This is a genomic window from Peptostreptococcus porci, assembly GCF_009695815.1.
Taxonomy (GTDB): Bacteria; Bacillota; Clostridia; order Peptostreptococcales; family Peptostreptococcaceae; genus Peptostreptococcus; species Peptostreptococcus porci.
This window is the reverse complement of record NZ_VUNE01000001.1, coordinates 65,236-91,676: the sequence shown is the minus strand read 5'-3', so window position 1 is coordinate 91,676 and position 26,441 is coordinate 65,236. Positions and strand designations below refer to the sequence as shown.

The 26,441-nt window shown below is 34.0% G+C and carries 19 protein-coding genes and 1 other annotated feature; of the genes, 9 read left to right on the top strand and 10 right to left on the bottom strand.

Annotated features, from left to right (window positions below):
- Window positions 1-3: 3 nt before the first annotated feature.
- Window positions 4-291, bottom strand: coding sequence for a cysteine-rich small domain-containing protein (locus tag FYJ71_RS00350; protein ID WP_154536874.1), 288 nt, complete (start codon window positions 289-291; stop codon window positions 4-6).
- A gap of 297 nt (window positions 292-588) precedes the next feature.
- On the opposite strand from FYJ71_RS00350, the gene hflX (FYJ71_RS00345) reads away from it, so the two are divergent.
- Window positions 589-1,896: a GTPase HflX gene (hflX, locus tag FYJ71_RS00345; RefSeq protein ID WP_331467978.1), complete on the top strand. Its 1,308-nt coding sequence runs from the start codon at window positions 589-591 to the stop codon at window positions 1,894-1,896.
- A gap of 13 nt (window positions 1,897-1,909) precedes the next feature.
- On the top strand, window positions 1,910-3,205 hold the full coding sequence (gene hflX, locus FYJ71_RS00340; RefSeq protein WP_154536873.1) for a GTPase HflX: 1,296 nt from the start codon (window positions 1,910-1,912) through the stop codon (window positions 3,203-3,205).
- 135 nt (window positions 3,206-3,340) lie between these two features.
- On the opposite strand, the gene FYJ71_RS00335 is transcribed toward hflX (FYJ71_RS00340), so the two are convergent.
- Entirely contained in the window at window positions 3,341-4,609 is a 1,269-nt protein-coding gene (locus FYJ71_RS00335; protein WP_154536872.1) for a D-alanyl-D-alanine carboxypeptidase family protein, read from the bottom strand.
- Window positions 4,610-4,829: 220 nt separating this feature from the next.
- On the opposite strand from FYJ71_RS00335, the gene FYJ71_RS00330 reads away from it, so the two are divergent.
- Entirely contained in the window at window positions 4,830-5,363 is a 534-nt protein-coding gene (locus FYJ71_RS00330; RefSeq protein ID WP_195836863.1) for a DUF4364 family protein, read from the top strand.
- A gap of 66 nt (window positions 5,364-5,429) precedes the next feature.
- On the opposite strand, the gene FYJ71_RS00325 is transcribed toward FYJ71_RS00330, so the two are convergent.
- Window positions 5,430-6,047, bottom strand: coding sequence for a hypothetical protein (locus tag FYJ71_RS00325; protein ID WP_154536870.1), 618 nt, complete (start codon window positions 6,045-6,047; stop codon window positions 5,430-5,432).
- 197 nt (window positions 6,048-6,244) lie between these two features.
- Window positions 6,245-7,582, bottom strand: coding sequence for a bifunctional folylpolyglutamate synthase/dihydrofolate synthase (locus FYJ71_RS00320; protein ID WP_154536869.1), 1,338 nt, complete (start codon window positions 7,580-7,582; stop codon window positions 6,245-6,247).
- A 407-nt stretch (window positions 7,583-7,989) separates the two neighbouring features.
- Here FYJ71_RS00320 and FYJ71_RS00315 point away from each other — a divergent pair, with 407 nt between their 5' ends.
- The 4 genes from FYJ71_RS00315 (at window position 7,990) to FYJ71_RS00300 (ending at window position 12,047) form a co-directional block, all read left to right on the top strand.
- Window positions 7,990-8,616, top strand: coding sequence for a GntR family transcriptional regulator (locus tag FYJ71_RS00315; RefSeq protein WP_154536868.1), 627 nt, complete (start codon window positions 7,990-7,992; stop codon window positions 8,614-8,616).
- A gap of 40 nt (window positions 8,617-8,656) precedes the next feature.
- Entirely contained in the window at window positions 8,657-10,087 is a 1,431-nt protein-coding gene (locus tag FYJ71_RS00310; protein WP_154536867.1) for an aminoacyl-histidine dipeptidase, read from the top strand.
- A 204-nt stretch (window positions 10,088-10,291) separates the two neighbouring features.
- Window positions 10,292-11,434, top strand: coding sequence for a pyridoxal-phosphate-dependent aminotransferase family protein (locus tag FYJ71_RS00305; protein ID WP_154536866.1), 1,143 nt, complete (start codon window positions 10,292-10,294; stop codon window positions 11,432-11,434).
- A 73-nt stretch (window positions 11,435-11,507) separates the two neighbouring features.
- Window positions 11,508-12,047: an ECF transporter S component gene (locus FYJ71_RS00300; protein ID WP_154536865.1), complete on the top strand. Its 540-nt coding sequence runs from the start codon at window positions 11,508-11,510 to the stop codon at window positions 12,045-12,047.
- A 128-nt stretch (window positions 12,048-12,175) separates the two neighbouring features.
- Here FYJ71_RS00300 and FYJ71_RS00295 read toward each other — a convergent pair whose 3' ends face one another.
- Together FYJ71_RS00295 and FYJ71_RS00290 are read right to left on the bottom strand one after the other, a co-directional pair.
- Complete coding sequence (locus FYJ71_RS00295; protein WP_154536864.1) at window positions 12,176-13,081, bottom strand: CPBP family intramembrane glutamic endopeptidase; 906 nt, start codon at window positions 13,079-13,081, stop codon at window positions 12,176-12,178.
- A gap of 311 nt (window positions 13,082-13,392) precedes the next feature.
- On the bottom strand, window positions 13,393-16,044 hold the full coding sequence (locus FYJ71_RS00290; protein ID WP_154536863.1) for a valine--tRNA ligase: 2,652 nt from the start codon (window positions 16,042-16,044) through the stop codon (window positions 13,393-13,395).
- A gap of 115 nt (window positions 16,045-16,159) precedes the next feature.
- Window positions 16,160-16,387 (bottom strand) — a binding site (T-box leader).
- A 339-nt stretch (window positions 16,388-16,726) separates the two neighbouring features.
- Between FYJ71_RS00290 and FYJ71_RS00285 the strand changes: the two genes are divergently transcribed.
- Window positions 16,727-18,274: a 4Fe-4S dicluster domain-containing protein gene (locus tag FYJ71_RS00285; RefSeq protein ID WP_154536862.1), complete on the top strand. Its 1,548-nt coding sequence runs from the start codon at window positions 16,727-16,729 to the stop codon at window positions 18,272-18,274.
- Window positions 18,275-18,422: 148 nt separating this feature from the next.
- Here FYJ71_RS00285 and FYJ71_RS00280 read toward each other — a convergent pair whose 3' ends face one another.
- Window positions 18,423-19,973, bottom strand: a complete 1,551-nt coding sequence (locus FYJ71_RS00280) for an ABC-F family ATP-binding cassette domain-containing protein (protein WP_154536861.1) — start codon at window positions 19,971-19,973, stop codon at window positions 18,423-18,425.
- A 141-nt stretch (window positions 19,974-20,114) separates the two neighbouring features.
- Here FYJ71_RS00280 and FYJ71_RS00275 point away from each other — a divergent pair, with 141 nt between their 5' ends.
- Entirely contained in the window at window positions 20,115-22,925 is a 2,811-nt protein-coding gene (locus tag FYJ71_RS00275; RefSeq protein ID WP_154536860.1) for a transglycosylase domain-containing protein, read from the top strand.
- A gap of 54 nt (window positions 22,926-22,979) precedes the next feature.
- Here the strand turns inward: FYJ71_RS00275 and FYJ71_RS00270 are convergent, their stop codons facing one another.
- From FYJ71_RS00270 to FYJ71_RS00260, 3 genes are all read right to left on the bottom strand, one after another.
- Window positions 22,980-23,396: a hypothetical protein gene (locus tag FYJ71_RS00270; RefSeq protein WP_154536859.1), complete on the bottom strand. Its 417-nt coding sequence runs from the start codon at window positions 23,394-23,396 to the stop codon at window positions 22,980-22,982.
- Window positions 23,371-24,435, bottom strand: a complete 1,065-nt coding sequence (locus tag FYJ71_RS00265; protein WP_154536858.1) for a sulfurtransferase — start codon at window positions 24,433-24,435, stop codon at window positions 23,371-23,373. Before FYJ71_RS00265 ends, FYJ71_RS00270 begins: the two co-directional genes overlap by 26 nt.
- Window positions 24,436-24,605: 170 nt before the next feature.
- The gene (locus FYJ71_RS00260) at window positions 24,606-26,243 is read right to left on the bottom strand and encodes a DEAD/DEAH box helicase (RefSeq protein ID WP_154536857.1); all 1,638 of its coding nucleotides are present in this window, start codon (window positions 26,241-26,243) and stop codon (window positions 24,606-24,608) included.
- Window positions 26,244-26,441: the final 198 nt, after the last annotated feature.

Here is a 26,441-nt window from a genome sequence, read left to right as displayed (position 1 = left end):
TTATTACTCATCCCCCATTCTTTCAACTATTTTTGTAACTTCAACAATTTCTCTAAATTTTGAAATAATATACTCGTAGTTATCTTTTCTATGTGGTAATAAACAGTTTGTACAGTCCTTCACTCCAGATTCACTAACAGAAAAGTTTCCACCACAGTTCTTACCCAGTGCATAAAGAGGACAATAGCAGAATAGACAATTAAAGTCTTCTTTTTTCAAACCACTTCCTTCCAGTTTATGACATGGAAAAAATTCACATTCAACATGACTAAAAAATTTATATTTTTTCATATGATATTCCTTTATTTAGATTCAATCTAAATCAAATCCTTTCCTGTAATCGTATTCAACTATATCAATAGTATAAATTCTTTTCGTAACTTTTTAATTTGTTTTTCAGTACATATATTATACACCAAACAAATCAACTTTTGTTTAAATTACTGTTTATTTTATCAATTATATGGCTATATATCAATAAAATTATGGTATAATTATGGTAAATTTATCAACATCATCTAAGAATGGATACTCTTGGTAAATTTTTTAAACTCAAAAACAGGAGGATACTACATAGTATATAATAATATGAACGATTTAAGTATAAATAATGAAGACATGATAAACCAGAGAGAGAAAGCCCTCTGCGTAGGTCTTAATCTCACGTCAAACAGCCTGCGAAAATCAGAAATAGATATTGAGGATTCTATGAAGGAGCTTATAGAACTAGTCAAGGCTGCTGGTGGCGAGGTTGTCGGTGATTTAGTTCAAAACAGACATACAATTGATGCTGCCACATATCTGGGAAGCGGAAAAATAGAAGAAATAAAAAACTACGCCGAAAGTCTAGATGCTACAATGGTAGTTTTTAATGACGAACTGTCTGGTGCTCAAATAAGGAATATTGAAAACATTGTTGGAAAAAAAATAATCGACAGAACAACTTTGATATTGGATATTTTCGCCCAAAGAGCACACAGTAAAGAGGGAAAACTACAAGTAGAGCTGGCACAGTTGAAATATAGATTGCCTAGACTATACGGCATGGGTGGACATATGAGTAGAACCGGAGCGGGTATTGGTACAAGAGGTCCGGGTGAACAAAAATTAGAAAAAGATAAAAGACATATTCTAAATAGGGCTGCAAGCATTAGGGAAGAATTAAGAGAGGTCTCAAAAAATAGAGAAACTCAAAGAGTTCAAAGAGCAAAGAATAATATTCCAATAGTGGCTCTAGTCGGATATACAAATGCCGGAAAATCGACATTACTCAACGAAATAATAAAAAAACACCCAGAATACGAGAAGGAAAAGAACGTATTTGTGAAAGATATGCTATTTGCAACTCTTGACGTATCTTTGAGAAAAGCTGTTCTTCCAAACAAAAAGGAATTTCTAATAGTAGATACTGTTGGTTTTGTGAGTAAGCTTCCACATGATTTAATTGAAGCATTTAAGGCTACATTAGAAGAGGTAAAATATGCCGACTTAATTCTTCATGTTATCGATGCCACTAACAAAAGCTCAGATATTCAAAAGTTGACTACAGAAAGTGTGTTAAAAGACTTGGGTGCCAATGACAAAGAAACTATAACAGTCTACAATAAAATAGATCAGTTGGAATTGGATATTTATCCGAAAAACCAAAAAGATATCGTCTATATTTCTGCAAAAAATGGCATAAACATAGACAAGCTGATGAATCTAATTCAAGAGTCGATTATGGAGAAAACATACAATGTAAATCTGCTGTTGCCTTTTGAAAGAGGTGATATCTTCAGCTCAATCAAGGACAAATACGTATTAGATAAGTTTGAATATACTGCTGAGGGTATTGATCTAATAGTATCCTTGGATGAAATGGACTACAATAACTATAAAAAATATATAAAATAATTAGGAGGCCCCTATGGAAAAATTAATCATTTCGCAAAAAGATTTAAGCAAATTCGATGAAATTGGTATAACTATCGCCGTAGCTGAGGACATAATAATCCATGCTACATCAGTTGAAGAATCGATGGTGGAATTGAAGGAACTTGTTCAAGCAGCCGGAGGAGATGTAAGAGCTGAATTGATACTTCACCAAAAAATCGATCCCGACTACTATTTGGATAAGGAAACTTTGGACTATGTAATCAGACAGTTAAAGGATTTAGATGCAAATATGCTCGTATTTATAGACGAATTAACTGGAACACAGATCAAAAATATCGAGGAATTATCAGGTGTAAAGGTTGTAGATAGAACGATGCTTCTATTAGACATACTTGCAAATAGAGCCAATAGAAGAGAGGGAAAACTTGAAATAGAAAAAGCACAGCTTTCATATAGACTAGATAAGCTAGAAGGTTTTCAAGGAATATATAAATATGGCTCTGGAATGTGCGTAAATAACCCTTTTGGAAGCAGAATTCTTACTGATGAGGAATCTATAAATGAAAAAATTCAGTCAATCAAAATTGATTTGAGTGTCATTGTAAAAAACAGATTTGTCCAGAGATCAAAAAAACTAGGCAAAAATCTTCCGCTCGTTGCATTTACTGGATATACAAATTCAGGAAAATCTGCTATTATCAATGAACTAATGAAATTGGATTCAGATTATACAAAAGAAAGTGAAATAGTGGTAAAGGACAAGATGTTGTCAACAATGGACGTTTCCTTGAGGAAATCTGTTCTACCAAATGGACAAGACTTTTTGATTGTCGACACAATAGGATTTGTAAGCGATGTTCCAAAACCAATGCTAACTGCCTTTAGATCGACTTTTGAAGAAATAAGCTATGCCGATCTTATCATCAATGTTTTCGATGCAAGCTCTAATGGACAAGATATCCAGAAAAATATCATGGATTACACTTTTGAAAAAATTGGAGTAACAAACAAGAAAAAAATCTCCGTTTACAATAAGGCGGATAAGCTTGATGCAATTCCGGAAAGCACAGATGAAAAAATATACATTTCAGCAAAAAGTGGTTACAATATGGATAAATTGCTAGATGTTATTCAGTCAAATTTATTCCAAAAATCTTACGAAGAGATTCTCTTGTTACCATATTCAAAATATGAAACTTTCAATGAAATAAGATCTAATAGAGTAATTGAAATGGAAGACTTTGAAATGACGGATAATGGAATAAAGCTTAGACTTGTTATGAATCAGTCAGAGCTTGATAAATATAAAGAATTTATAACTAAATAATAGTTACACCCAAAATGTGAATTTAACTTAAAAAGCTCGCACATTCCGACAATTACTGTATTCTCCAAAACAAACTATAAATATACTAGTCTTGGAAACAAACACGTCACAAGGAATGTTGCGAGCTTTCAATTTTTAAAATAATTTAAAAACTGGATATTCACCATTGCTATCTATGCCAAATAAAGTCGAATATATTGCAGAAAATGAAATTTTCAGCTTGTCAAAATAAGGCAGTTTTTCAAGTGGCTTTTCCGTATATATATTATTCTCGGAAATGATGTTGTCATATTTATCTTTTATAACAATTTTTCCAATCGGACTGTCGTTATTATCCATCAATTTAACAGTGTTGTACCTAATGCTATGCTTTATTTTTTCAGTATCTTTTTTCATTACTTTTATTTCATTTCTTGAAGAAACATCGATATCGAAAATTGACAACCCTGCTATATTCGTATTCGAAATTTTCGAATTTTCACTATACAAAATCTTTGTTTTGTAGTGTTTTGCAATGTAAGTCAACGCATTAAATGTCGTGCTTTTTCTAGCGTCTTTACTTGGTGCGCCAAGTGATACACCTACCAACCTATTTTTAGAATCATTGCCATTTCCCTTATCAGTAATCATCGAATATGCAAGACAATACCCAGCACTATCTGTGAAGCCTGTCTTTAATCCATCTACACTGCTTATCATCGGAATCAAAGGATTGGTATTTTCTTTATTTATTTTTTTTGCAACACCAGTAAAATAAGATCTATTGGTTATTTTAATTAATTTATTTGGATATTTTTTATATATCCAAAAAGATAATTTCAATACATCTCTTGCCGTTGTTTTATTCTCAACAGACATTATCCTACCATCATAGTTTATCTGCTCAGGAAGTCCGTTTGGATTGTAAAATTTTGTATTTGTCATTCCCAACTCGACAGCCTTTTTATTCATTAATTTCGCAAAATTTTCATAGCTTCCACCTATATGTCTTGCAATTGCAAGAGCAGCATCGTTGGCTGAAATAAGCATCATGCCCTCCATAAGCTCTCTCAGAGTTACCTTATCACCTACAACCAATTCCATGTGAGTACCATATCGGTTTACATCCGATTGCGCAATTGTAACTACGTCATCCTCTGAAGCTTTTTTTGAATCTATTGCATCAAATGCTACTAGCAATGTCATTACCTTTGAAATACTTGCCATCGACTGTACATTATCAGCATTTTTTTCATATATAATCCTACCAGTATCTATATCTGAAATTATTGCAGATCTTGAAAACGAGTCGTTATATCTAGTAGATTCAGCATATGAAGCCATTGCAAATTGACATGATAACGCCAATGACATCACAGAAGCTATTACCATCTTCCTAAAGAATATAATCCTATTTTGATTCACATCCAAACACCTCTCAATTTAATATCAAATATATCTTACAATATAAAATTCAATAATACAATATAAAATAAGTAACAATTACAATAATTTCAACAGCATCAAAAGTAACAATTTGAAAAGAATATTGATAATTTTTGAAGTTGTTACTTTTGTTGTTTGACATAAAGTGTCTCTTAACTTAAAATTATATTATATGATTATGATTTTAGGAGGGTACGCCATGTTTGATAAGAATTTTGATGAACTAATAACGGAAAAACTCACAATACTATATACATTAAAGAAAATAAAAAAAGATATGACAGATGCTCAACTCGCAAATGTAATCCTTAGTACCGAAATACTGGATTATTTTACGCTTATGTCACTCCTACAAAATATGGTAGAAACAAAAATAGTAACAACCTATAAAAAAAATGGCACTATTTTATATTCGGTAACGCAAAATGGACTCGAAGTGTTGACATCATTTATTGATAGAATACCCGACTATTTTATAAAAAAAATAGACAAGTATATAGATGAAAATTACGATGAAATTTTCGCAGAGAAGGTTTTGCTTAAGGCAGACTATGGTAAAAACGATGATTTTAGCTACACTGTTGTAGCTTCAGTTACAAAGGGTTCCTTGGAGATTTTTAAAACTAGTTTTTTAGTTGAAAATGAAGAAGACGCAAAAAGAATTGCTAGTAAATGGACAAAATCCGGAAATGAAGAATATCTAAAAATTTTGGATATATTCGGTCTTATATAACACAAAAGGAGAATACAGCAACATACCACATATGGCATGTATCACTGTACTCTCCTTTTTTAGAAGCTACCTTCTAGCTAAAGATATCACATTTTCTTCTATAACAACAAATTCAATATCAGTTTTTTCCAATATTCCTTTGATAAATGCCCTTCTTAGCTCTGTATAGTATTTATGGAAATCTAAATCCCAATATGTCCAGTACTTCATCGTAGTAGGTCTCGTTCTCGTCCACACAACTTCATCGTACGTGTCATCCACTATTTTATTGAACTCTTCAGATTTTCCACCGTCCAACAATAGGTTTCTAATCACCCAGTATATCTCGATGACGGGTTTACCTTCATATTCCGGATTAACCTCTGCTCCCATTTTATAGAATGCGTCTTTCAAGTGCATCATCTGGCTTTCATCAGCATCGATTATTTTCTTTACAGAGTAGGCAAATCTATTTTCTATTATCGCCAAATTTTTTTCAAGCCACTTTACGTCGTCTTCATATTTATCTACAATATTGTCGACATCATCTATCTCAATTTGACCACAAGTATCATTTATATCTTTTCCCAAATCGTCATAAAGTCCATACTCATCAGATATCTCAACACTAGCTTGAACAAACCTTTCCTGTTGTAACATTCTAATATATGTTTTTTTCAAATTTTCCCTTTTTTGATTGTCCATTCAATTCACCTCTTATACTTAATTATCACAATACGTTTTCCCAAAGTAGACGTATTGCAAGTGATACAATAAAGCTAGTAGTTTTATTATATCACTTTTTATTAATATTTAACAATCTTTTTTATTAATTATTAAAAATGATTTTAATTTTTTTATTTATTCAGTTACAAATTACTTCAGATATAAATAACCATTCATCATACACTTTTTTTTGCCATTTTATTTGCCATCCTTATTTTTCCTATCAAGTATAATGAACCCGCACTCACTATGGCAAATTTGCCTTTCTTATTACTATTTTTAATCTTATTAACATTTTCTATGGCAAACCTTATTGCCTTCTCAGGGTCTTCAATACAAACAATATCTTCTGAATACACACCTACTCTAATCGATAAATCCTCAACTAACATAGATCTTGAACTATCAGGCAATGTCACGACAACCCTATCGAATTTCGGTACTAGCGCCTTTACTATTCCGTCGACATCCTTGTCTTCCAGTACGCCTATAACAAGAGTCTTGTCATAACCATCGAGTAATCTATCAATTTCATTTGACAACATTTTTGCTGAGTCAAGGTTATGGGCACCATCGACTATTTGAAGAGGCTTTTCAGAAATAATCTCAAACCTTCCCGCCCATTTTGTATTCAATATCCCGTTTCTTATATTTTCCTCAGAAATTTTTACAAGCCTGGAATTATTCATTAGAAAAAACGCAATATTGCAAGCCAAAATACAATTCTTAATCTGATGCTCTCCTAAAAGCCTTATTTTGTAGCATTTTCGCTCATTACCCAGATAATCGCTGAATGAAAATACCTGATTGTTTAGGTTATATTTCTCTACCACTACATCTGAGAAATCAGACACAATTAGTTTATTTTCCTTTTCATTGCAGATATCTCCAATAACTTTCTTCACATTCTCGCATTGGTCGTATAAAAATGTAACACCACTTTGCTTTACGATTCCAGCCTTTTCATATGCTATTTTTTCTATCGTATCTCCCAATACCTGTGTATGATCCATGCTAATCGATGTAATAACGCTCACGAGTGATTTTTCAATCACATTTGTAGCATCATATCTTCCACCCAGACCTACTTCTAAGACAACCACATCTACATTTTTCATGCAAAAATAGCAAAATGCAATGGCAGTGACAATTTCAAATTCAGTTGGATGTGGTAGTCCATCATCGATCATACTGTCACACACAAACTTTACTTTTGTAGTAACCTCTGCCAAATCATCATCCGGTATATTATCAAAATTTATCCTTATTCTTTCATTGAATACCTCCAAAAACGGTGATGTATATAGACCTGTACAGTATCCACTTTCTTGCAAAATTTTGGCGATAAAAGCTGCTGTCGAACCTTTACCGTTAGTCCCAGCAATATGGATAAATTCCAGTCGTCGTTGGGGATTCCCAAGCCTATTCAAAAGCTCTGATATGCTTTCCAACCCTAGAACCATGCCAAATTTATTTGAGCTATGTATATAACATACTGACTCTTCATAATTCATAACTTATTCTCCCTTTTATTCTTAAATCTCTATTACCCTCTCAAATGCTTGATCATATTTTCAAACAAAGCTATACTACTTTATTTTTTAATAAATCTATACAAAAAAAATATCTCACACCATAAATTTAATAACCAATATAAAAAAATACTAAATCTTATATTCTATCATACCATAAATAATGAAATATTTGAAATTTTTTGTAAAAAGATTTTCTAAATTGTACTCGATGTTTTTTAATAAAATAAAACATTTAATAAAAATTAATAATTCTGAGTTTTTAAAAGATTTTTTTGTATATTCAAAACTATAACGGTTGTTTTTTACTAACATACATTATATAATATATTTATTGAATAAGTTTCTCATAAACTACAAATAAATTATAAAAATGAGGGGTGTTTATTATGAAAAAAATTGATATATACGAAGAACTTAAGTCGAGAATTGTAAAAAATGAGTACAAACCCGGACATGTGCTAAACGAAATAGAGATATCAAAAGAATTCGATATAAGTAGAACTCCAGTCAGAAATGCATTCCAAAGACTTGAATTGGATATGTTGCTGAACATCGTTCCAAGATATGGAGTTCAAGTTGCATTTATTGATTTCACAACTATGAAATCCTTATTTGAGCTGACTTCTGTTTTAGATCCTCTTGCTACAAGAAATGCTGTGAACTATATTACAAAGGAACAGCTAAATAGATTGAAGGAAATAACTGCAGAACTTGATAGATTATCTTTAAACGACGACTATCAGAAAGCTATAGATTATGATGAAGAGTTTCACTCTATAATATTGGAAGCTTGTAATAACCCTTGGCTGACTTCAACGCTGAAATCACTTCATCTACATACTGAAAGATTGTGGCACTACTGTAAGGAGTACTTTACAGATATGACAATATTTACTAGAACGTTTAAATTGATTATTGAAGCAATCGAAGAAAATGACGAAATAAAAGCTGAAAAATACTCTAGAGAACATATCAACGATTTCGTATCAAGAGTAAAAGAGGCTTTATTTTAATAAAATTTTCATTTATAATTTTTTGTGGAGGTTTAGTATAATGAATAATTTAAGCAATCTTGAACCAAAGGAAGTATTCAAATGGTTCTATGAAATCAATCAACATCCAAGAAGTTCTGGAAACGAAAAAGAAATCAGTGATTTTTTAGTTGATTTCGCAAAGGAAAGAAATCTTGAAGTCTATCAGGATGAAATCCTAAACGTAATAATCAAGAAGCCTGGAACACCAGGATATGAAAATTCTGAAACAGTCATTATCCAGGGACATATGGATATGGTTTGCGTAAAAACTGATGACTCATGCCACAACTTCGACATCGATCCTATTGAAATGATCGTTGATGGAGATATTCTTAGAGCCAACAAAACAACTTTGGGCGGAGATGACGGAATAGCAGTAGCTTACGGATTGGCTATATTGGATGCGGACGACATTCCACACCCACCAATAGAATTATTGGTTACAACTAATGAAGAAACTGGTATGGATGGTGCAATGGCATTGACTAGCGAACATCTTACAGGAACAAGACTATTGAACCTTGATACTGAAGAGGAAGGATGCTTTTTGGTAAGCTGTTCTGGTGGCTCAAACATCGACTCTATTTTTGAGGTTGAAAGAGAAAGCACAAGATCAAAAGCTTACGAGCTTGTTGTATCTGGATTAAAGGGTGGGCATTCAGGTGCTGAAATCCATATGCAAAGAGGTAACTCAATAAAGCTTGCTGCGAGAATTCTTCACTCCATCAAAAAGGATATCGTTTTGGCATCTATTGATGGCGGAATTAAACATAATGCTGTACCTAGCTTCACAAAAGCCGTATTCACTTGCGATAACTATGCTGAATTAAAAGATTCAGTAGAAAAATTAATAGACGACATCAAAGAGGAATATAGAGTTGAGGAACCTGGTTTAAATATTTCAATTCAGGATTCAAATACAACAGAAACATACACAAAAGACTTGAGCAGTAGACTTATCAACTTCTTGATGGTATTGCCAGATGGAGTTCAATATATGAGCAAGGACATCGACGGTCTGGTTCAGACATCACTTAACAACGCTATAATTGGTGAGAAAGATGGAAAGCTTGTACTTGTCACATCAGTTCGCTCTGCTTCTACAAGCTCCTTGAGAGAAATATTAAACAGAATCGCATCACTTTGTGAGGCATTTGGTGCAAATAGCAAGGAATATGCCTCTTACCCAGCTTGGCAATATGAAGCCGAATCAAAATTGAGAGATATAAGCGTCGAAACTTACGAAGAATTGTTTGGCAAAGCTCCAGAGATATCTTCTATTCACGCCGGATTAGAATGTGGATTATTGAAAGGTATACTTCCAGATACAGAGATGATTAGTTTCGGGCCAGATATCAAAGACGCACATACACCACTAGAACATATGAGTATATCATCTGTTGAAAGAATGTGGAAATTCACTAAGAAATTATTGGAAAATCTTAAATAGCAAAGGCTATAATCAATAACAAATAATTTATTATTATGATTTATCAGAGCGATTCTCTACAATCGTTCTAAACCATAATTTTACCATTGTAACGATACATTTTGGATATTTTTCCCAAATGTATCGTTTTTCTTTTAATTAAATACTTTTGCAAGTATAATATAATACGTAAGAAATAATATTGTGTCAAACGGAGGTATTATAATGTATAAATATAATTATTCACCTGGGCCTACATATGTTAGAGAAAATGTAAGAGCTGCAAGATCATTGGAAACTACAAATCCAGATATTGATAGAGATTTTGTTAAGTATTATAAGGATACCTGCGATATTATTAATAAAATCATAGATTCCAATAACAATACCTATATGCTATCTGGGGAAGCTATTTTAGGTCTTGAGGCAGCCTGTGCATCTCTCACGGAATCTGGAGACAGAATTCTTGTCATCGACAACGGACTCTACGGAAATGGATTTAAGGATTTTGTTTCAATGTATGGTGGTCTACCAGTAATGTTTAAGCAAGACTACAAAAGAGGTGTTTCATGCGAGGAGCTGGAGGAATTTCTAAAAAGAGATTCTGACTTTAAATATGCCACAATAGTTCATTGTGATACACCGACGGGAGTTTTAAACGATATTCACAAAATATGTCCACTGTTAAAAAAATATGGAATAATGAGTGTTGTCGATTCTGTTTCAGGCATGGTCGGAGAGTTTTTATCCGTAAATAAATCAGGCGCTGATATTGTGATTGGCGGATCTCAAAAAGCAATTTCTGCCCAACCTGGCATAACAATCGTCTCTGTCAGCGACATGGCATCAGAAAGCATGAGAAAAAGAGAAAAGCCCATTATAGGCTTTTATGCCAATCTTAGAATTTGGGAGAACTACTTGTCCGAGCAGTATTTTCCATACACCCTACCTTCAAGCGATATAATTTCTCTTAGAGTTGCACTTGAGAATATTGTAAGCGAGGGAATAGATAATGTGCTAGACAGACATAAAAAAATAGCGACTTGCGTTAGAAGTTCAATTGAAAAATCTGGATTAAGACTGTTCTTGGAATCTGATTTCTCAAATACTGTCACAGCAATAGAGCTACCTGATAATATTAGAGCAACGGATATCACCAGATTTATATATGAAAAGCATGGCGTAATAATAGCCACATCTCTGGCAGAATATAAAGACAAAATCATCAGAATTGGACATATGGGAGAAAATGCAACCTTTGATAGAACCTCATATATCTTATCATTATTGGACGAAGCATTTGCACACTATGGTGTTCATTTGGACGAAACTCTATTTGACGGATTTGTAAAAAACTATAAAAAATAAATTTCAGTGATTATTTGTCATAATAGACTTAGAAAATATAACTACAACTATATTATACGAGGAGGCGTTTCAGTTGATTGAAAGTAATGCAGTAAAACAAAGTAACTCGAAGTTTACAACTAAGGATTTGGTCGAATGTGCCTTATTGACAGCCCTTGTGTTTATTGCCACAAGGTTTATCAATATCACTCTTCCGATTTCTATGAAGGGTGGTCTAATACATCTTGGCACAGGTATGTTATTTATTTCTGCCATTGTTTTTGGAGAGAAGAAGGGTGCTATTTCAGGTGCTTTCGGTATGGCAATTTTCGATATTTTATCAGGCTGGGCGGTTTGGGCCCCATTTACATTTGTTATAAGAGGTATTATGGGATATATGTTGGGAAAAATATCTCACATAAACGGAAAAAATGGAAATAGCATAATCACAAATATAATTGCGATGCTAATTTCAACGATTTGGATGATAATTGGATACTACTTCACAGAAGTTATTCTTTATGGAAACTGGATTACACCATTTACATCAATGCCGGGAGATCTCGCTCAGGGAATTGTCGGTGCAATAATCGCCCTTCCAATCATAAAGGGCTTAAAAAGAGTATATAAATAATAAAACAAAAAAGGCTCAAAAAATTCATCTAGTATGAATATACGAGCCTTTTTTACATAAATATATAATCCCTTTTTTAACTAAATATACTTTTTATATCTTTTTTAAATATGCTTTTTATATCTTTTTTACACCTTTTTTTGATATCTGTTCCACATAAACATTACTAGCAATGTAATCGCAACATTTAATCCTATTACCACTAGCGTTCCAGTCAAATCTCCACCACTAGAATCCGAGCTCGCATTAAAATCTACTCCTATATTCGAAAAATCTGTCAATAAATTTAAAAACAGATTGTTCGCTGAATGAAGTACTATGCTCGCCTCTATCCCACCAGTGTAATAAACCAACGCAAACATAAGCAAGCTTGTAGCAAATAAGTCCAATGTAGCTGGAAAACTATTAGGATTATGCATCAATGCAAATATTATTGAGATTAAAACACAAAGCAGAATCCAAGCCCATTTGTTTGATTTTATAACAGTTGAAAATATCTGTAGGCTACCTGCTCTAAAAACAAACTCCTCTCCTGCCGATTGTAAAAAAGACATCACCACTGTCATCAAAACAGCTCCTATTGTAAAATTCGAAAATACTAACTCAGATTGCATTTCTAGAGCTGATTGGCCTATTATCAATATTCCAGATATTGGAACAACCACCACCAAACACCTGATGAACCATCCCCATCTAAAACCAGGCTTTATAGAAATAAGCAGCTTAGGTGAAACCTTATACACGATACAGTACACTGACATGATTGAAGGAACAAACATAAAAATCAACCAGTCGGTAAGTCTTGACTCATAAATCGGATTCACGTCTGTGGCTCCTGACATAAAATTGGTCATAAATAAATCGAACAACATAGAACTAGCCTCGCGAAGGAAATAGTAAATCCCTACAAATAGAAAGCACGCCAATATTAACCTAGACCATGAGTCGATTGGATTACCCAGTGCTCTCAAAAAAATATTTCCATGTGTACATTTACTACATTCTAATTTGACTTCATCATTCTTATTTTTCATATAACTCCCCCTTTATTATTTTGAAAACATCTTCATTTGAATTATACAGGTTTTATTTTCTTAATTCAATGACTTTAACTTATTCTTAAGACAAATTTTAGAATATTTAAAGAATTTCAATACAATAAACAGGCAGTATTTCAAATTTTTTTAATAAAATAAAAAAGTCACAATATATTATAGCAGCATCCAAAAATCATATCAGTAGCCTGACCGACTTAAAACTTGAAAACTTACATATATATAATGTGACTTTTTGTATTATTGTATTATTTGTAAATTAATCTCACAAGAGTGAACATAAATCACTTTTATAATTTTGACAATCTCTCTTCAATTGTTTTTAATATTTCTTCATATTTTTCTTTTTTTGCTTTTTCTTCTTCTATTAGTTTTTCAGGCGCTTTACCCATAAATCCAGGATTACTTAGCTTACCTTCGACTCTCTTTATTTCAGAAATCGCCTTTTCTTTTTCCTTAGTTAATCTTTCTCTCTCTTTTTCAAAATCAACCAATTCATCAAGAGGGATAAATATCTCCACACCATCAATAACTATCGCTACTGCATCTTCAGGTATACCATCCTTACTATCTCTTATCTCTACATCTGAAGCAAATGCCAGTGCCTTAAAGTAATCCTGACCATCTTCCATTGCAGATTTTTTATCTAAAGAAGGAACAATAATTATCTTTGCTTTCTTTGAAGGTGGAACGTCCATTTCTGTCCTTACATTTCTAACATTTCTAATGGCTTCCATTATCAGATTCATTTTTTCTTCTTCGATTTCCATATTGTCGTCTTTACTGTATCTAGGGTATTCAGCAGTTATTATTAATCCATCAACAGTTGGAAGATAAGAGTATATTTCTTCTGTAATAAACGGAATAAATGGATGCAACAGCTTCAATACCTTTTCAAGCACATATGTCAATGTATAAAGTGCTGCTCTCTTGGCATCTCTATCTTCGCCATACAGTCTTGGTTTAACAATTTCAATATACCAATCGCAGTATTCAGACCACGTAAACTCGTATGCCTTTTGAAGCGCAATACCCAGTTCGAATTTATCCATATTGTCAGTTACTTCTCCAACTATTCTATTGGCTCTGGAGATTATCCATTTATCAGCCAAAGTTAGATCCTTTGAAACTGCATTTCTATCAAAATTTTCTAGTAGAGTCTCGTCTTCCAAATTCATAAATACAAATCTAGATGCATTCCACAATTTATTGTTGAAGTTACGAGCGAACTCAACTCTTTCCATATAGAATCTCATATCGTTACCAGGTGAATTTCCTGTTGCAAGAGTAAATCTCAAAGCATCCGCTCCGAATTCATCTATTATATCAAGAGGATTTATACCATTTCCAAGTGATTTCGACATCTTTCTACCTTGCGAATCTCTAACCAATCCATGAACCAATACATGATCAAATGGCTTTTCATTCATGCAGAACATACCACTAAACGCCATTCTAACAACCCAGAAAAAGATTATGTCATATCCAGTAACAAGCACTGAGGTTGGATAGTAGTAATCCAATTCTGGAGTTTTTTCAGGCCAACCTAATACTTCAAAAGGCCATAATCCTGATGAAAACCAAGTATCAAGAACATCATCATCCTGCTTGAAATTTGAAGAATTACACTTTGGACAAGATGTAGGTGCATCTTCTGAAACCACTACTTCCCCACAGTCTTGACAATAGTATGCCGGAATTTGGTGTCCCCACCACAGCTGCCTAGATACGCACCAGTCTCTGATATTCTCTAACCACTGAAGATAAGTCTTGTCAAATTTTTCAGGTACAAATTTTAGATCTTGATTCTTTAGTATTTCTATCGCTGGCTTCGAAAGCTCATCCATCTTTACAAACCATTGTAGAGATAGTCTAGGCTCTATTACAGTATGACATCTATAGCAAGTTCCAACAGCGTGGTCATGCTTTTCAACCTTCAACAGATATCCGGCTTCATCAAGGTCATTTACCAGCGCTTTTCTACATTCATATCTATCCATACCTTCATATTTTCCAGAAAGCTCGTTCATAGTCGCATTGTCATGCATTACGTTGATTTCTTCAAGTCCATGTCTTTTACCTACTTCAAAATCATTTGGATCATGAGCCGGAGTCATTTTTACTGCTCCAGTTCCAAATTCTTTGTCTACATATTCATCTGCAACTATTGGAAGCTCTCTTCCTACCAATGGCAATATTGCAACCTTTCCAACAAGATGTGCATATCTCTCGTCATCTGGATGAACAGCAATACCAGAGTCCCCCAACATTGTTTCAGGTCTAGTAGTCGCTATTTCAAGATACTCATCACTATCCTTTATTGGATATTTGATATGCCAGAAAAAACCTTCCATATCTTCATGTTCTACTTCGGCATCCGAAAGTGTCGTCAAGCAGTCTGGACACCAGTTTATTATTCTGTTTCCCCTATATATGTGACCTTCTTCATACAATTTAACGAAAAACTTCGTAACGGCTTTATTGCATCCAGCATCCATTGTAAATCTTTCCTTGTCCCAATCACAAGATGCACCAAGCTTCTTCACCTGATTTACTATTTTTCCACCGAATTCATCCTTCCATTCCCATGCCTTTTTCAAAAATTCTTCTCTACCAACCTCATACTTTGTTTTTCCTGTTTCCTGTTTAATTCTGTCTACAACCTTTACTTCTGTGGCTATTGATGCGTGATCCGTTCCTGGAATCCATAGTGACTCAGAGCCGTCCATTCTCTTCCATCTGATAAGTATATCTTGAAGCGTATCGTCAAGTGCATGTCCCATATGTAATTGTCCTGTAATATTTGGTGGTGGCATCACTATCGTAAACGGCTTTTTATCCTTATTGACACTCGATTTAAAGCATCCTTTTTCTTCCCAATCTCTATAAATCCTTTCTTCAAAATCTTTAGGATTGTAGTTTTTTGCTAAATTCTTACTCATAATATACCTCCTACTGTTATAATTTCACAAATAAATAATGGTTGATCTATCTGACAGTTTTGTATTTTCTTATATTTCATAAAAATACAAATCTATAAAAAAAGAACACTCCATCCAAAAGGACGAAATGTTCGCGTTACCACCTTAATTTCGGAAAAATTTCCGACACTCAAAATTTTTAACGTAATTACACGTATCGTACTACACAGCTAAACTATAGAGTTTAATCTTCATACGATCTGCTCAAAAGCTACCTTCAATGTACCCTCGATAAAAACCTCTCACCTATGGTCTTCTCTCTGAAATCTACTGCACACCTACTCCTCTTCATCAAAGCATTTTACAAATATATTTGCTATAGTGTAAATGATTATATAACAAAAAGTAATAAAATGCAACATAAAATTTATATTTTTATAATATTACGAATATTCACGATAAATTTTCCCAATAAACTGCGATACATTTAATATATATAATCTATAAAATGACCTATTTTATTCGTAATTCAATGTTTATTTTGACGGTCATATATGTTATACTTGTTAGGAAATGGTTTATATATAGAGTAAAATTCACATCGTTCTTTACTTGGTTTTTATAGACCTATTTTATGTATTTTATTTTGTGTGAGTTAAATATATAATGTTAAGTATAAATTGTGATATTTTGGGAGGTATTTATGAGCTTAAAAGGTATTTTTACTGTAATAGCAAAAGTTCGAAGAGATGTATTTACAGAAGTTGCAAAATTTGCATATGAAGGAGATAATGACTACAATAAATTGGAAGAAATTCCATACAAAATAATCCCTGGAGAAATAGCAACCGTTAGAGAAAGTATATTCTTGGAAAGAGCCATCGTGGGCGAAAGAGTCAGATTGGCGATGGGTATGCCACTTAGAAAAATAAATGAACATGCACCTTTGTCTACTGGTATCGATGAAAAATCAGTGAGCAATATTATCCACAAGCCACCATTTGTAAATATTATAAAATTTGCGTGTAATTCATGTCCAGACAATGTGTACAAAACATCTGATATGTGTCGAGGATGCTTGGCAAGACCTTGCATTGAGGTATGTCCAAAAGATGCAGTATCAATGGTAAATGGCAAATCTTTTATAGATCAAGAAAAATGTATAAAATGTGGCAGATGTAAATCTGTTTGCCCTTACTCAGCCATTATAAAAATGGAAAGACCATGTGCAGTTTCCTGTGGTATGGATGCGATAAAGTCCGATGATTTTGGAAGAGCTACCATAGATTATGAAAAATGCGTTTCTTGTGGAGTGTGTATCTCATCCTGTCCATTTGGTGCAATAGCTGATAAAACTCAGATTTATCAATTGATTCAAGAAATAAAATCTGGAAGCAAGGTAATTGCAGAAATAGCACCTGCTTTCGTAGGTCAGTTTGGACCAAAGGTAACTCCGGAAAAATTAAAAGCAGCTCTTATTAAGTTAGGATTTTTTGATGTTGTCGAGGTCGCAATAGGAGCAGATCTATGTACAATAGAAGAAGCTGAGGATTACCTATCAAAAGTACCTGACAAGCTTGAATTTATGGCAACATCTTGTTGTCCTTCTTGGTCAGTAATGGCGAAAAAACAATTCCCTGAATTCAAAGACAACATATCGATGGCGATGACTCCGATGGTATTTACTGCAAGGTTTATCAAGCAAAAACACGAAGACGCAAAGGTTGCCTTTATAGGTCCATGTGTGTCAAAAAAATTGGAGGCAACTAGAAACTCTGTAAAGAGCCATGTTGATTATGTTTTAACATTTGAAGAAGTCATGGGAATGTTTGAAGCAAAAGACATACAGCTAGAAGAAATAGAACCTGCAAAAGATATGAACTATGGTACTGCTGCTGGTAGAGGCTTTGCAGTGTCTGGAGGAGTTGCAAATGCAGTTGTAGATGTAATCAAAAAAATAGATCCAGAAAGAGAGGTTCCTGTTGACAGTGCTGATGGACTAAAAGAATGTAGGAATATGTTATTGCTTGCCAAGGCTGGAAAAAGAAAGGGTTATTTGCTAGAAGGCATGGCTTGTCCTGGAGGATGTGTAGCCGGAACTGGTACTATTCAGCCAGTTAGCAAGAGTACCGCTACTGTAAACGTGTATAAAAAGAAAGCTCCTCTTCAGGTTGCAAACGAAAGCAAATTTTCTCATGTTCTGGCAAACCTTGACGACTCTTGGTATGATGACTGGAATATTGAAAAATAAATAAAATCATAAAATGACATTCACAAATTGCTGTTAAATATGAAAAAGCTCGTTACACATAGTTTTTATAACAAAACTGACTGTACGAGCTTTTTTGATTTATTTTTTACCTTAATTTTTTTTTTACGATTTTTTAATTGCTATAAAATTATATAACCTTTGTTGTAAAGTCTTCTATATTCCATACCTCGTCTACCACATCGTTATAAAATTCAGGCTCATGACTAACCAACAAGACAGTCCCTTTAAATTCCTTTATCGCCTTTTTCAACTCATCCTTTGCATCTACATCTAAATGATTGGTAGGCTCGTCAAGCACAAGAAAATTTATATCCTTTAGCATTATCTTACATAATCTAACTTTTGCAGCCTCTCCTCCAGACAAAACCTTCATCTGACTTGTAATATGCTCATTTGAAAGCCCACATTTTGCCAAAGCACGTCTGACATCTATATTATCCAAGCCTGGGTATTCATTCCAAACCTCTTCTAGAGCAGTGTTTGTATTTTCATGCGAGCTCTCTTGTTCGAAATATCCTACTTCTAAATAATCTCCCAATGATACAGAACCATCATAAGGCTTAACAATTCCCAGCAAAGTTTTAAGCAAAGTAGATTTCCCTATTCCATTCATTCCCTTTAATGCAATTCTATTTCCTCTTTCAAGCCTAAAATTAAGTGGCTTCGTAAGTGCTTCTCCGTATCCTAAAACAAGATCATTTGTTTCAAATACAACCTTTCCACTGGTTCTTGCATCTCTAAATGAAAAAGATGGCTTTATTTTTTCCCGTCTTTTTTCCAAAACTTCCATTTTATCTAGTTGTTTCTGTCTAGAATTTGCCATACCTCTCGTAGCAACCCTTGCTTTATTTCTAGCAATAAAATCTTCAAGCTTCCTTCTTTCTTCAACCTGTCTTTCGTAGGCCTGATCCTCCTGACGCTTTTTGATTTCATTCAGCCTTTCAAATTCGTCATAATTCCCCTTATATCTATTTAATTCACCATTTTCTAGATGATACACCACATTACAAGTATTATTGATAAAATCAATGTCATGAGAAACCAATACAAATGCATTCTCGTATTCCTGAAGATATTTTACCAACCAATTGATATGCTCTTCATCCAGAAAATTTGTCGGTTCATCTAAAACCAAAATAGTAGGATTTTCAAGAAGCAATTTCGTCAAAAGCACCTTTGTCCTCTGACCACCTGATAAATCAGAAACCTCCCTATCCAATCCAATTTCTCCAAGACCTAGACCATTCGCCACTTCCTGAATTTTTGCATCAATTGTATAAAATCCACTGTGTTCAAGTACTGTCTGAATATCAGCCGTATCCTCAAGATACTTTGCCATCTCCTCGTCTGAGGCTTCTGCCATTTTATCGTATATTTCAAGCATTTCCTTTTCAAGCTCAAACATGTTTTTAAATGCATCTCTCAATATGTCTCTTATGGTTTTTCCCTTTTCCAAAACAGTGTGCTGATCCAAATATCCAACTGTTACTCTATTTGACCATTTGATCATACCAGCATCCGGCATTAGCTTCATGGTAATAATATTTAGAAAGCTCGACTTTCCCTCACCATTTGGACCAACTAACGCTATATGCTCACCTTTTCTTATTCTAAATGAAACATCTTCTAAAATCGTTCTCGCACCATATCCGTGGCTAACATTTTCTACTACTAGCATCTTTGCCTCCCTTATATAAACTAGCGTCAAAAAAATACATACGCATATATAATATTATAAATTGCTAATTAGTTCAAGTATATATTGTATTCAACTTCGTTTTAATGATATAATATTTAAGAAGTAAGGAGGTTACAAATAATGAAAAAAGAAAATCCTGAAGATAATAAAATTAGAAGAAGAGTTGTGTCTTCCAATAAAAAAAATAACAACTCTTCAAATGATAATACATCTTTTGATAAAAATAATTTGAAGTTGCCTTCCGAAAGACAAAGAGAAAAGAATCAGAGAAAAGCAAAATCTCCAAGTCAAGGAAGCCCAACTAGAAAAAGCACGAAAAGTACGAATACCTCTTCAAAAACTAGAGCGGTCAATGCTTCTCAAAACGAAAGTAGCGGAGTAAAAAGCCTGCTAGGCTCTCGTAAAAATAATGATAATAAAAAAAATACAAAAACACCATCAAAAGCTGCAAGACGCAAAATGAGGAGCAAAAGAAAAAAGAAGATAATAGGAACGCTTATAGCACTACTTATAATCATTTTCGCAAGTGTTTTGGGATTCGTATTTGCATCGCTTAAGGATGTTAAGCCTGTAAATGAGGCATTGTTGGACAAACTCACTCATCAGACAACTACTATTAAGTATGCAAATGGTGAAACCATGTCTACTGCTCCAACACTTTACAAAAAATCACCTGTACCACTTAGTGATATTTCGCCATATCTTAGAAAGGCGATAGTTTCTATAGAGGATGAGCGTTTTTACTCACACGGTGGTGTCGACTACTGGGGTCTTGGACGTTCAATTGTAAAGACATTGTTGGGAAGAACTCAAGGTGGTAGTACTATTACCATGCAGGTATCCAAGGTGTTGTTGACAAGTAGTGATCAGACCTTTAGTAGAAAAATTAAAGATATTTACTATGCTCTCGAAATGAGTAAGACAATAAGTAAAGACAAGATACTTGAAATATATCTAAATAACTACTTCGTCGGCAAGGGACTTGTTGGCGCTGAATCCGGTGCTATGGGATATTTTGACAAGCATTCAAAAGATCTGACTCTTGGTGAAGCAGCGATGCTGGCAGGGGTAACAAGAAACCCATCAAAGTATGCACCATACATAACGGCGAGAATTACAGGAAATGAAACTAAGAATGATCTCGATCATAAATTATTATATTTCCAAGCGAGCGACGGATTACAGGCTGCAAATAAGGTCGAAAAAGATATGATAGAAAAGCTTTATGAATGGGATCTAGTGGACGACGATACATATAAGCAATTAAAAAGCGGAGACTTGGTTTTCAGAAAAGCAATCAACAACCCTGATGCAAAAACCCGTCAAGAAATTGTTTTGGCAAAAATGAAAGAGCTTAATGTTATTTCTGATAAGGAATATGTCACTGCACTAAAAGAAAATATTAACATTAGATTCCCAGATTCAAACGAAAAAATAGCAAACTCTGTTGAGAGTTTAATAGAGTACGATGTCATCGATGCATTGATGGAACAAGGCAAGACAGAAGAAGAAGCTAGAAATATGTATTACAACGGCGGATTGATAATCAACACGACAATAGATCCAAAGATTCAGCAGTCAATTGAAGAAGAATACGAAAAAAATTCTAACTTCCCTAACCACACGATTACTTCTAGCGGTCTAAGTCAACCTCAATCTGCATCAGTTATTATAGACTATAGAACTGGTAACATAAAGGGATTAATAGGTGGCCGAAACATCAAAGCAAGAAAGACATTAAATAGAGCTATTACACCTTATCAGCCTGGTTCTGCAATAAAACCTCTTTCCGTATATGCAGCTGCAATAGATACTCAGAAGGTTACCCAATCTACATTGATTTCCGATGTAAGAGGCGGATACAGGTTTAGTGAGAATAGAGCTGATAACCCAGAAACTACTACTCAAGGATATGGTTCAATGTCAATAAGACATGGTCTCGCATTATCATCAAATACAATAGCATACAAAGTAGGCGAATTGCTTGGACCTACCTATGATGATGCAATTGATGTGATGATGGATTATCTGAGAAACTTTGGATTAACTACTATCTTGGATTTCAAGGAAGAAAATAAGGCAGGCTTACAGAGATCTGACCGTCACTTCAACTCATTAGTACTTGGAGGTCTTACGAAGGGTGTTACGCCTTTACAAATGGCAGCAGCATTTGGAACGCTTGCAAATGGAGGAGTCTATGTTGAACCCGAAATATTCACCACAATAACTACTTACAATGGTGAAATGATAATAAAGAATACACCTCAAACTCATAAGGTAGTAGACCCAGAAGTGGCATATGTGCTTACTGATATGCTCAAAGCGGTAGTCACTGAGGGTATCGGTAAAAATGCATCACTTTACTCTGGAATACCTGTAGCGGGTAAGACTGGTTCTACAAATAGCTATTTAGACACTTGGTTTGTCGGATACACACCTTACTATGTAGGATCAACTTACATAGGTGATGATGCCGGTACAAAAAATGAAGATGGAACTATTATGAAAAGAAGAGCCATTGAAGGAGGAGGTTCCATGTCAGCAGCAAAGCTATGGGGAAAAATAATGAACAAGGTTCACCAAAACTTGGAATACAAGAATTTTGTCAAGCCTGACAAGGTTTATATGACTACTATTAACCCAATAGATGGTGGAAGATCATCCTATGGTGTGTTGGCAGCATTTATTGAAGGCACTTCTCCTGACAGATATAGCTATTATGTACAGCCTACAAGAAGAAGTACGACTCAAGGAACAACTGGTCAAACTGGCACTGGCTCTGGAACAGGCACAGGAACTGGTACCGGAACAGGTACAGGCACTGGTTCAAGAGGCTCAGGATCATATGGTCAAGGTTATAACACTCAACAAAATTACAACACTCAGAGAAATTACAATCAAGGATCATATAACCAAGGAGCAGGAAATTAATAATAAAATAAAGGGATTGATTCAAATTTGAGTCAGTCCCTTATTTTTCGATTATTAATTTCTATTTTTTTGAATAAAATAAAGCCATATATCTGTAAAAATAACTCCGATCAATACCAACATAGATGATATATAGTATCCCTTGTGCAACTGAGCATTGTACATAGCCATATAGTACAAGGATAATATGGAAAACACAAAACATGGTAAAACACATTTGCATCTCTTCTTAATCACTAAAAAGCTCATCCAAATAATACTTATCGCTATGACAATGATAATTGAGCTCCTAATAAAATTAATCGGATATTTCGATTCTATAACCGGATTCAAGTAGACCATATGTCTATACATTCCCAATCTAGCCCTAGTAAAATAATATATCAAATATGCACCTATAAATGGAATTATTGAAATAACAAATGAAATAGCAATGAGAAAAATATTAATTTTCCTTAACTGCTTTGTCATCAGATAATTCTCCCACTGTAGTATATTTTACATCTTTCTTTGGATCTCCAATCTGAACTGGAAGATTGTTGTTCATCTGCCATTCAAACCATCCACCATCATACATAGACATATTAGTATAGCCAGCATCATACATTACCAAGAAAGGAATAGCTGCTCTCCAACCAGTTCCACAGTAGAATGAAAGCTCATTATCTGTTGTAAAGTCAAGACCTTTCCATAATTCTTTTAGCTGATCTATGTTTTTATATGTTCCATCTTCGTTCATGTAATCTTCCATATGAGAGGCATCGCTACCAGCCTTACCCCAAACAGCACCTTTTGGTTCTCCTGCTTTTTTGATATAAGAATAACCACTTGTCTTACCTATAAACTCATCATAAGTTCTTATACTTACAAGCTTAAAGTTTTTGTCACTTTCCAATTTTTTCTGAACCTGTTCTATGGACATCTGATATTCTGGATGAACTGGAACATTTGCACCAAAATCAGCTACTGCTTTGGCTTTATTTGACTTAGTTTCTAAATCGTATCCTGCCTTTTTCCAAGCGTCAAGCCCACCATTCAATATTTTTACATTTTCTACACCTGCCCAAAGATATGCGTAGGCAACTCTTGCTGTTCCAGATGGATCTGGACCATATAGAATTACTGTAGTATCTTTTGTTATTCCAGCATCCTGTAATGCTTTCTTAACTTCATCAGGTGATCTTAAATTCCATTTTGGCTCAGCTTCTATTGAACCTGTATCGATGTGAATTGCACCGACAAGATGCCCTTCCTTATATGTTGGATCATCAGCTTCAGATCCCCAGGCAACTTCTCCAATTACGTACTTTTTAGACTCTTTTTGGTTTCCATCGATAACACTCTTAACCCACTCAGGCGAAACAAAGACCTTTTTCGTATCGACAGCAGCTACATTTTCTGTTGATTTTGTATCAGTTTTACTTTCTGATCCATCTTTACTCTGACACCCGGATAAGCCTGCTATCACAAGTGTTGAAACAAGAAGTAAAGACAATATTTTTTTCTTCATAATTACACTCCTTATTAATTAAATATTGTTGTTCATCTATAGAAAAAAACTATACTATCATTTTTAAATATAGTTTTTTTCTATATTAGCTTTATTTTATTAATTAATTATACCATACTCGTATATAAATAAAAATATCATTTTCTCACAATATTTAATAATTTTTATGGTTATCTTCCACTTCTGTTTGCAAATTCGATATTCAGCTTGTTTCCTTTTATTTTTCTATTTTTCATCTTCAATATTATTGTTTTTGCTTTGCTTCTATCTACATCGACGAAAGTGTATTTATCATAAACATCTATATTACCTATATGCTTTCCTCTTACACCCGTCTCACCTGCAATAGATCCAAGTATATCCTTGGCTTGAATTTTTTGGTTTCTACCTACATTCAAGAATAGCCTAGCCATATCCTTTGAGTTGTTGAAATTTCTGGATCTTCCATTTGAATCTCCTCTTCTTTCACCTCTGCGATCAAAGTATGAGCTTTCTTCCTTAATTTCTTGCTTTTCTTCGTCACCAATACTGTTTTTGACTATTGCTGCACATAAATCAATAATTGAGTAATCCTCTTCGTTTAAAAATTCTTCAACCCATTGTAATTGTTTTGAGAATTTCCCTTCTTCAAGAGTTTCTTTAACATCAGCGAAGAACTGGCTTACTTTCTTTTGCTCGACATCGTCAACAGTCGGAATCGAATGTTTCAATATCTTCGACTTTGTATATCTTTCTATATCCTTTAGTTTTCTCATTTCTCTTCCGAAAACAAAAGAAAACGCAATACCTTCTCTACCAGCTCTACCTGTTCTACCAATTCTATGAACATAGTACTCTTCATCCTGTGGTAGCTCATAATTGATGACACACTCTACATCATCTATATCAATCCCTCTTGCAGCAACATCTGTAGCCACGAGAATATCTATCGTAGAAGATCTGAATTTGTCCATGACTATATCCCTTTGGACCTGCTTCATGTCACCATGAAGAGAATCAGCTCCATAGCCTCTAGCCTGTAGATCTGAAACCAGCTCATCTGCACCTTTTTTTGTGTTAGTAAATATCACAGATAGCTTTGGATTGTATACATCTATTAATCTTGTTAGCACTTCTAATCGATTCGAATTTCTTGTCTCTATGTAGAATTGTTTGATATTAGATACTGTAAGCTCTTTTCTAACCACCTTTATATTGACAGGATCTTTCTGATATTTTGCAGTCAAATCCAAAATTGATTTGGGCATAGTAGCTGAGAATAAAACTGTCTGTCTGTCTTCTGGGATATTGCTCAGTATAGTTTCGATATCCTCTCTGAATCCCATGTCTAGCATCTCATCTGCCTCATCTAGAACTACTGTATTGACACATTGAACTTTTAGAGTTCTTCTATTGATATGATCTATTACTCTTCCTGGTGTACCAACTACAACCTGTACTCCACCTTTTAATGCTTTAATCTGTCTATCTATTGGTTGACCACCATATATTGGCAGTGTTTTTATTCCAGTAGAATACTTAGCCAGCTTCCTTATTTCCTCTGATACCTGAATTGCAAGCTCTCTTGTAGGGCAAAGTATTATCGCCTGCAAGCTCCTATCTGAAGGATCCACCTTGTTCAATAGAGGTATACCGAAAGCCGCAGTCTTACCTGTACCAGTTTGCGCCTGTCCTATTAAATCATGCCCCTCCAAAAACACAGGTATCGCCTTTCCTTGAATTGGAGAAGGTTGCTCATACCCCAAATCCTCTATTGCTCTTTTAATTCTTTCATTTATTTGTAACTCATTAAAACTTGTTATTTCCATAAATTTTCCTTTCTAAATATACATTCCCTTATTATACTTCTTATATACATAAATTGCAAGTAATATAAAAATCACATACAAAAAATAAAAAAACATACTCTACATTCATTTTCATACTGATATGACCCCAAAAGTTAGATTTTTAGTTCTAACTTTTGGATGTCAGTTCATACATATAGAATGTGGGTATGCCTTTTT

Excerpts from the sequence above, each read along its gene's own strand:
- FYJ71_RS00350 (WP_154536874.1), bottom strand. The coding sequence starts at position 291 with ATGAAAAAATATAAATTTTTTAGTCATGTTGAATGTGAATTTTTTCCA.
- hflX (WP_331467978.1), top strand. The coding sequence starts at position 589 with ATGAACGATTTAAGTATAAATAATGAAGACATGATAAACCAGAGAGAG.
- hflX (WP_154536873.1), top strand. The coding sequence starts at position 1,910 with ATGGAAAAATTAATCATTTCGCAAAAAGATTTAAGCAAATTCGATGAA.
- FYJ71_RS00330 (WP_195836863.1), top strand. The coding sequence starts at position 4,830 with ATGTTTGATAAGAATTTTGATGAACTAATAACGGAAAAACTCACAATA.
- FYJ71_RS00325 (WP_154536870.1), bottom strand. The coding sequence starts at position 6,047 with ATGGACAATCAAAAAAGGGAAAATTTGAAAAAAACATATATTAGAATG.
- FYJ71_RS00320 (WP_154536869.1), bottom strand. The coding sequence starts at position 7,582 with ATGAATTATGAAGAGTCAGTATGTTATATACATAGCTCAAATAAATTT.
- FYJ71_RS00315 (WP_154536868.1), top strand. The coding sequence starts at position 7,990 with ATGAAAAAAATTGATATATACGAAGAACTTAAGTCGAGAATTGTAAAA.
- FYJ71_RS00310 (WP_154536867.1), top strand. The coding sequence starts at position 8,657 with ATGAATAATTTAAGCAATCTTGAACCAAAGGAAGTATTCAAATGGTTC.
- FYJ71_RS00305 (WP_154536866.1), top strand. The coding sequence starts at position 10,292 with ATGTATAAATATAATTATTCACCTGGGCCTACATATGTTAGAGAAAAT.
- FYJ71_RS00295 (WP_154536864.1), bottom strand. The coding sequence starts at position 13,081 with ATGAAAAATAAGAATGATGAAGTCAAATTAGAATGTAGTAAATGTACA.
- FYJ71_RS00290 (WP_154536863.1), bottom strand. The coding sequence starts at position 16,044 with ATGAGTAAGAATTTAGCAAAAAACTACAATCCTAAAGATTTTGAAGAA.
- FYJ71_RS00285 (WP_154536862.1), top strand. The coding sequence starts at position 16,727 with ATGAGCTTAAAAGGTATTTTTACTGTAATAGCAAAAGTTCGAAGAGAT.
- FYJ71_RS00280 (WP_154536861.1), bottom strand. The coding sequence starts at position 19,973 with ATGCTAGTAGTAGAAAATGTTAGCCACGGATATGGTGCGAGAACGATT.
- FYJ71_RS00275 (WP_154536860.1), top strand. The coding sequence starts at position 20,115 with ATGAAAAAAGAAAATCCTGAAGATAATAAAATTAGAAGAAGAGTTGTG.
- FYJ71_RS00270 (WP_154536859.1), bottom strand. The coding sequence starts at position 23,396 with ATGACAAAGCAGTTAAGGAAAATTAATATTTTTCTCATTGCTATTTCA.
- FYJ71_RS00265 (WP_154536858.1), bottom strand. The coding sequence starts at position 24,435 with ATGAAGAAAAAAATATTGTCTTTACTTCTTGTTTCAACACTTGTGATA.
- FYJ71_RS00260 (WP_154536857.1), bottom strand. The coding sequence starts at position 26,243 with ATGGAAATAACAAGTTTTAATGAGTTACAAATAAATGAAAGAATTAAA.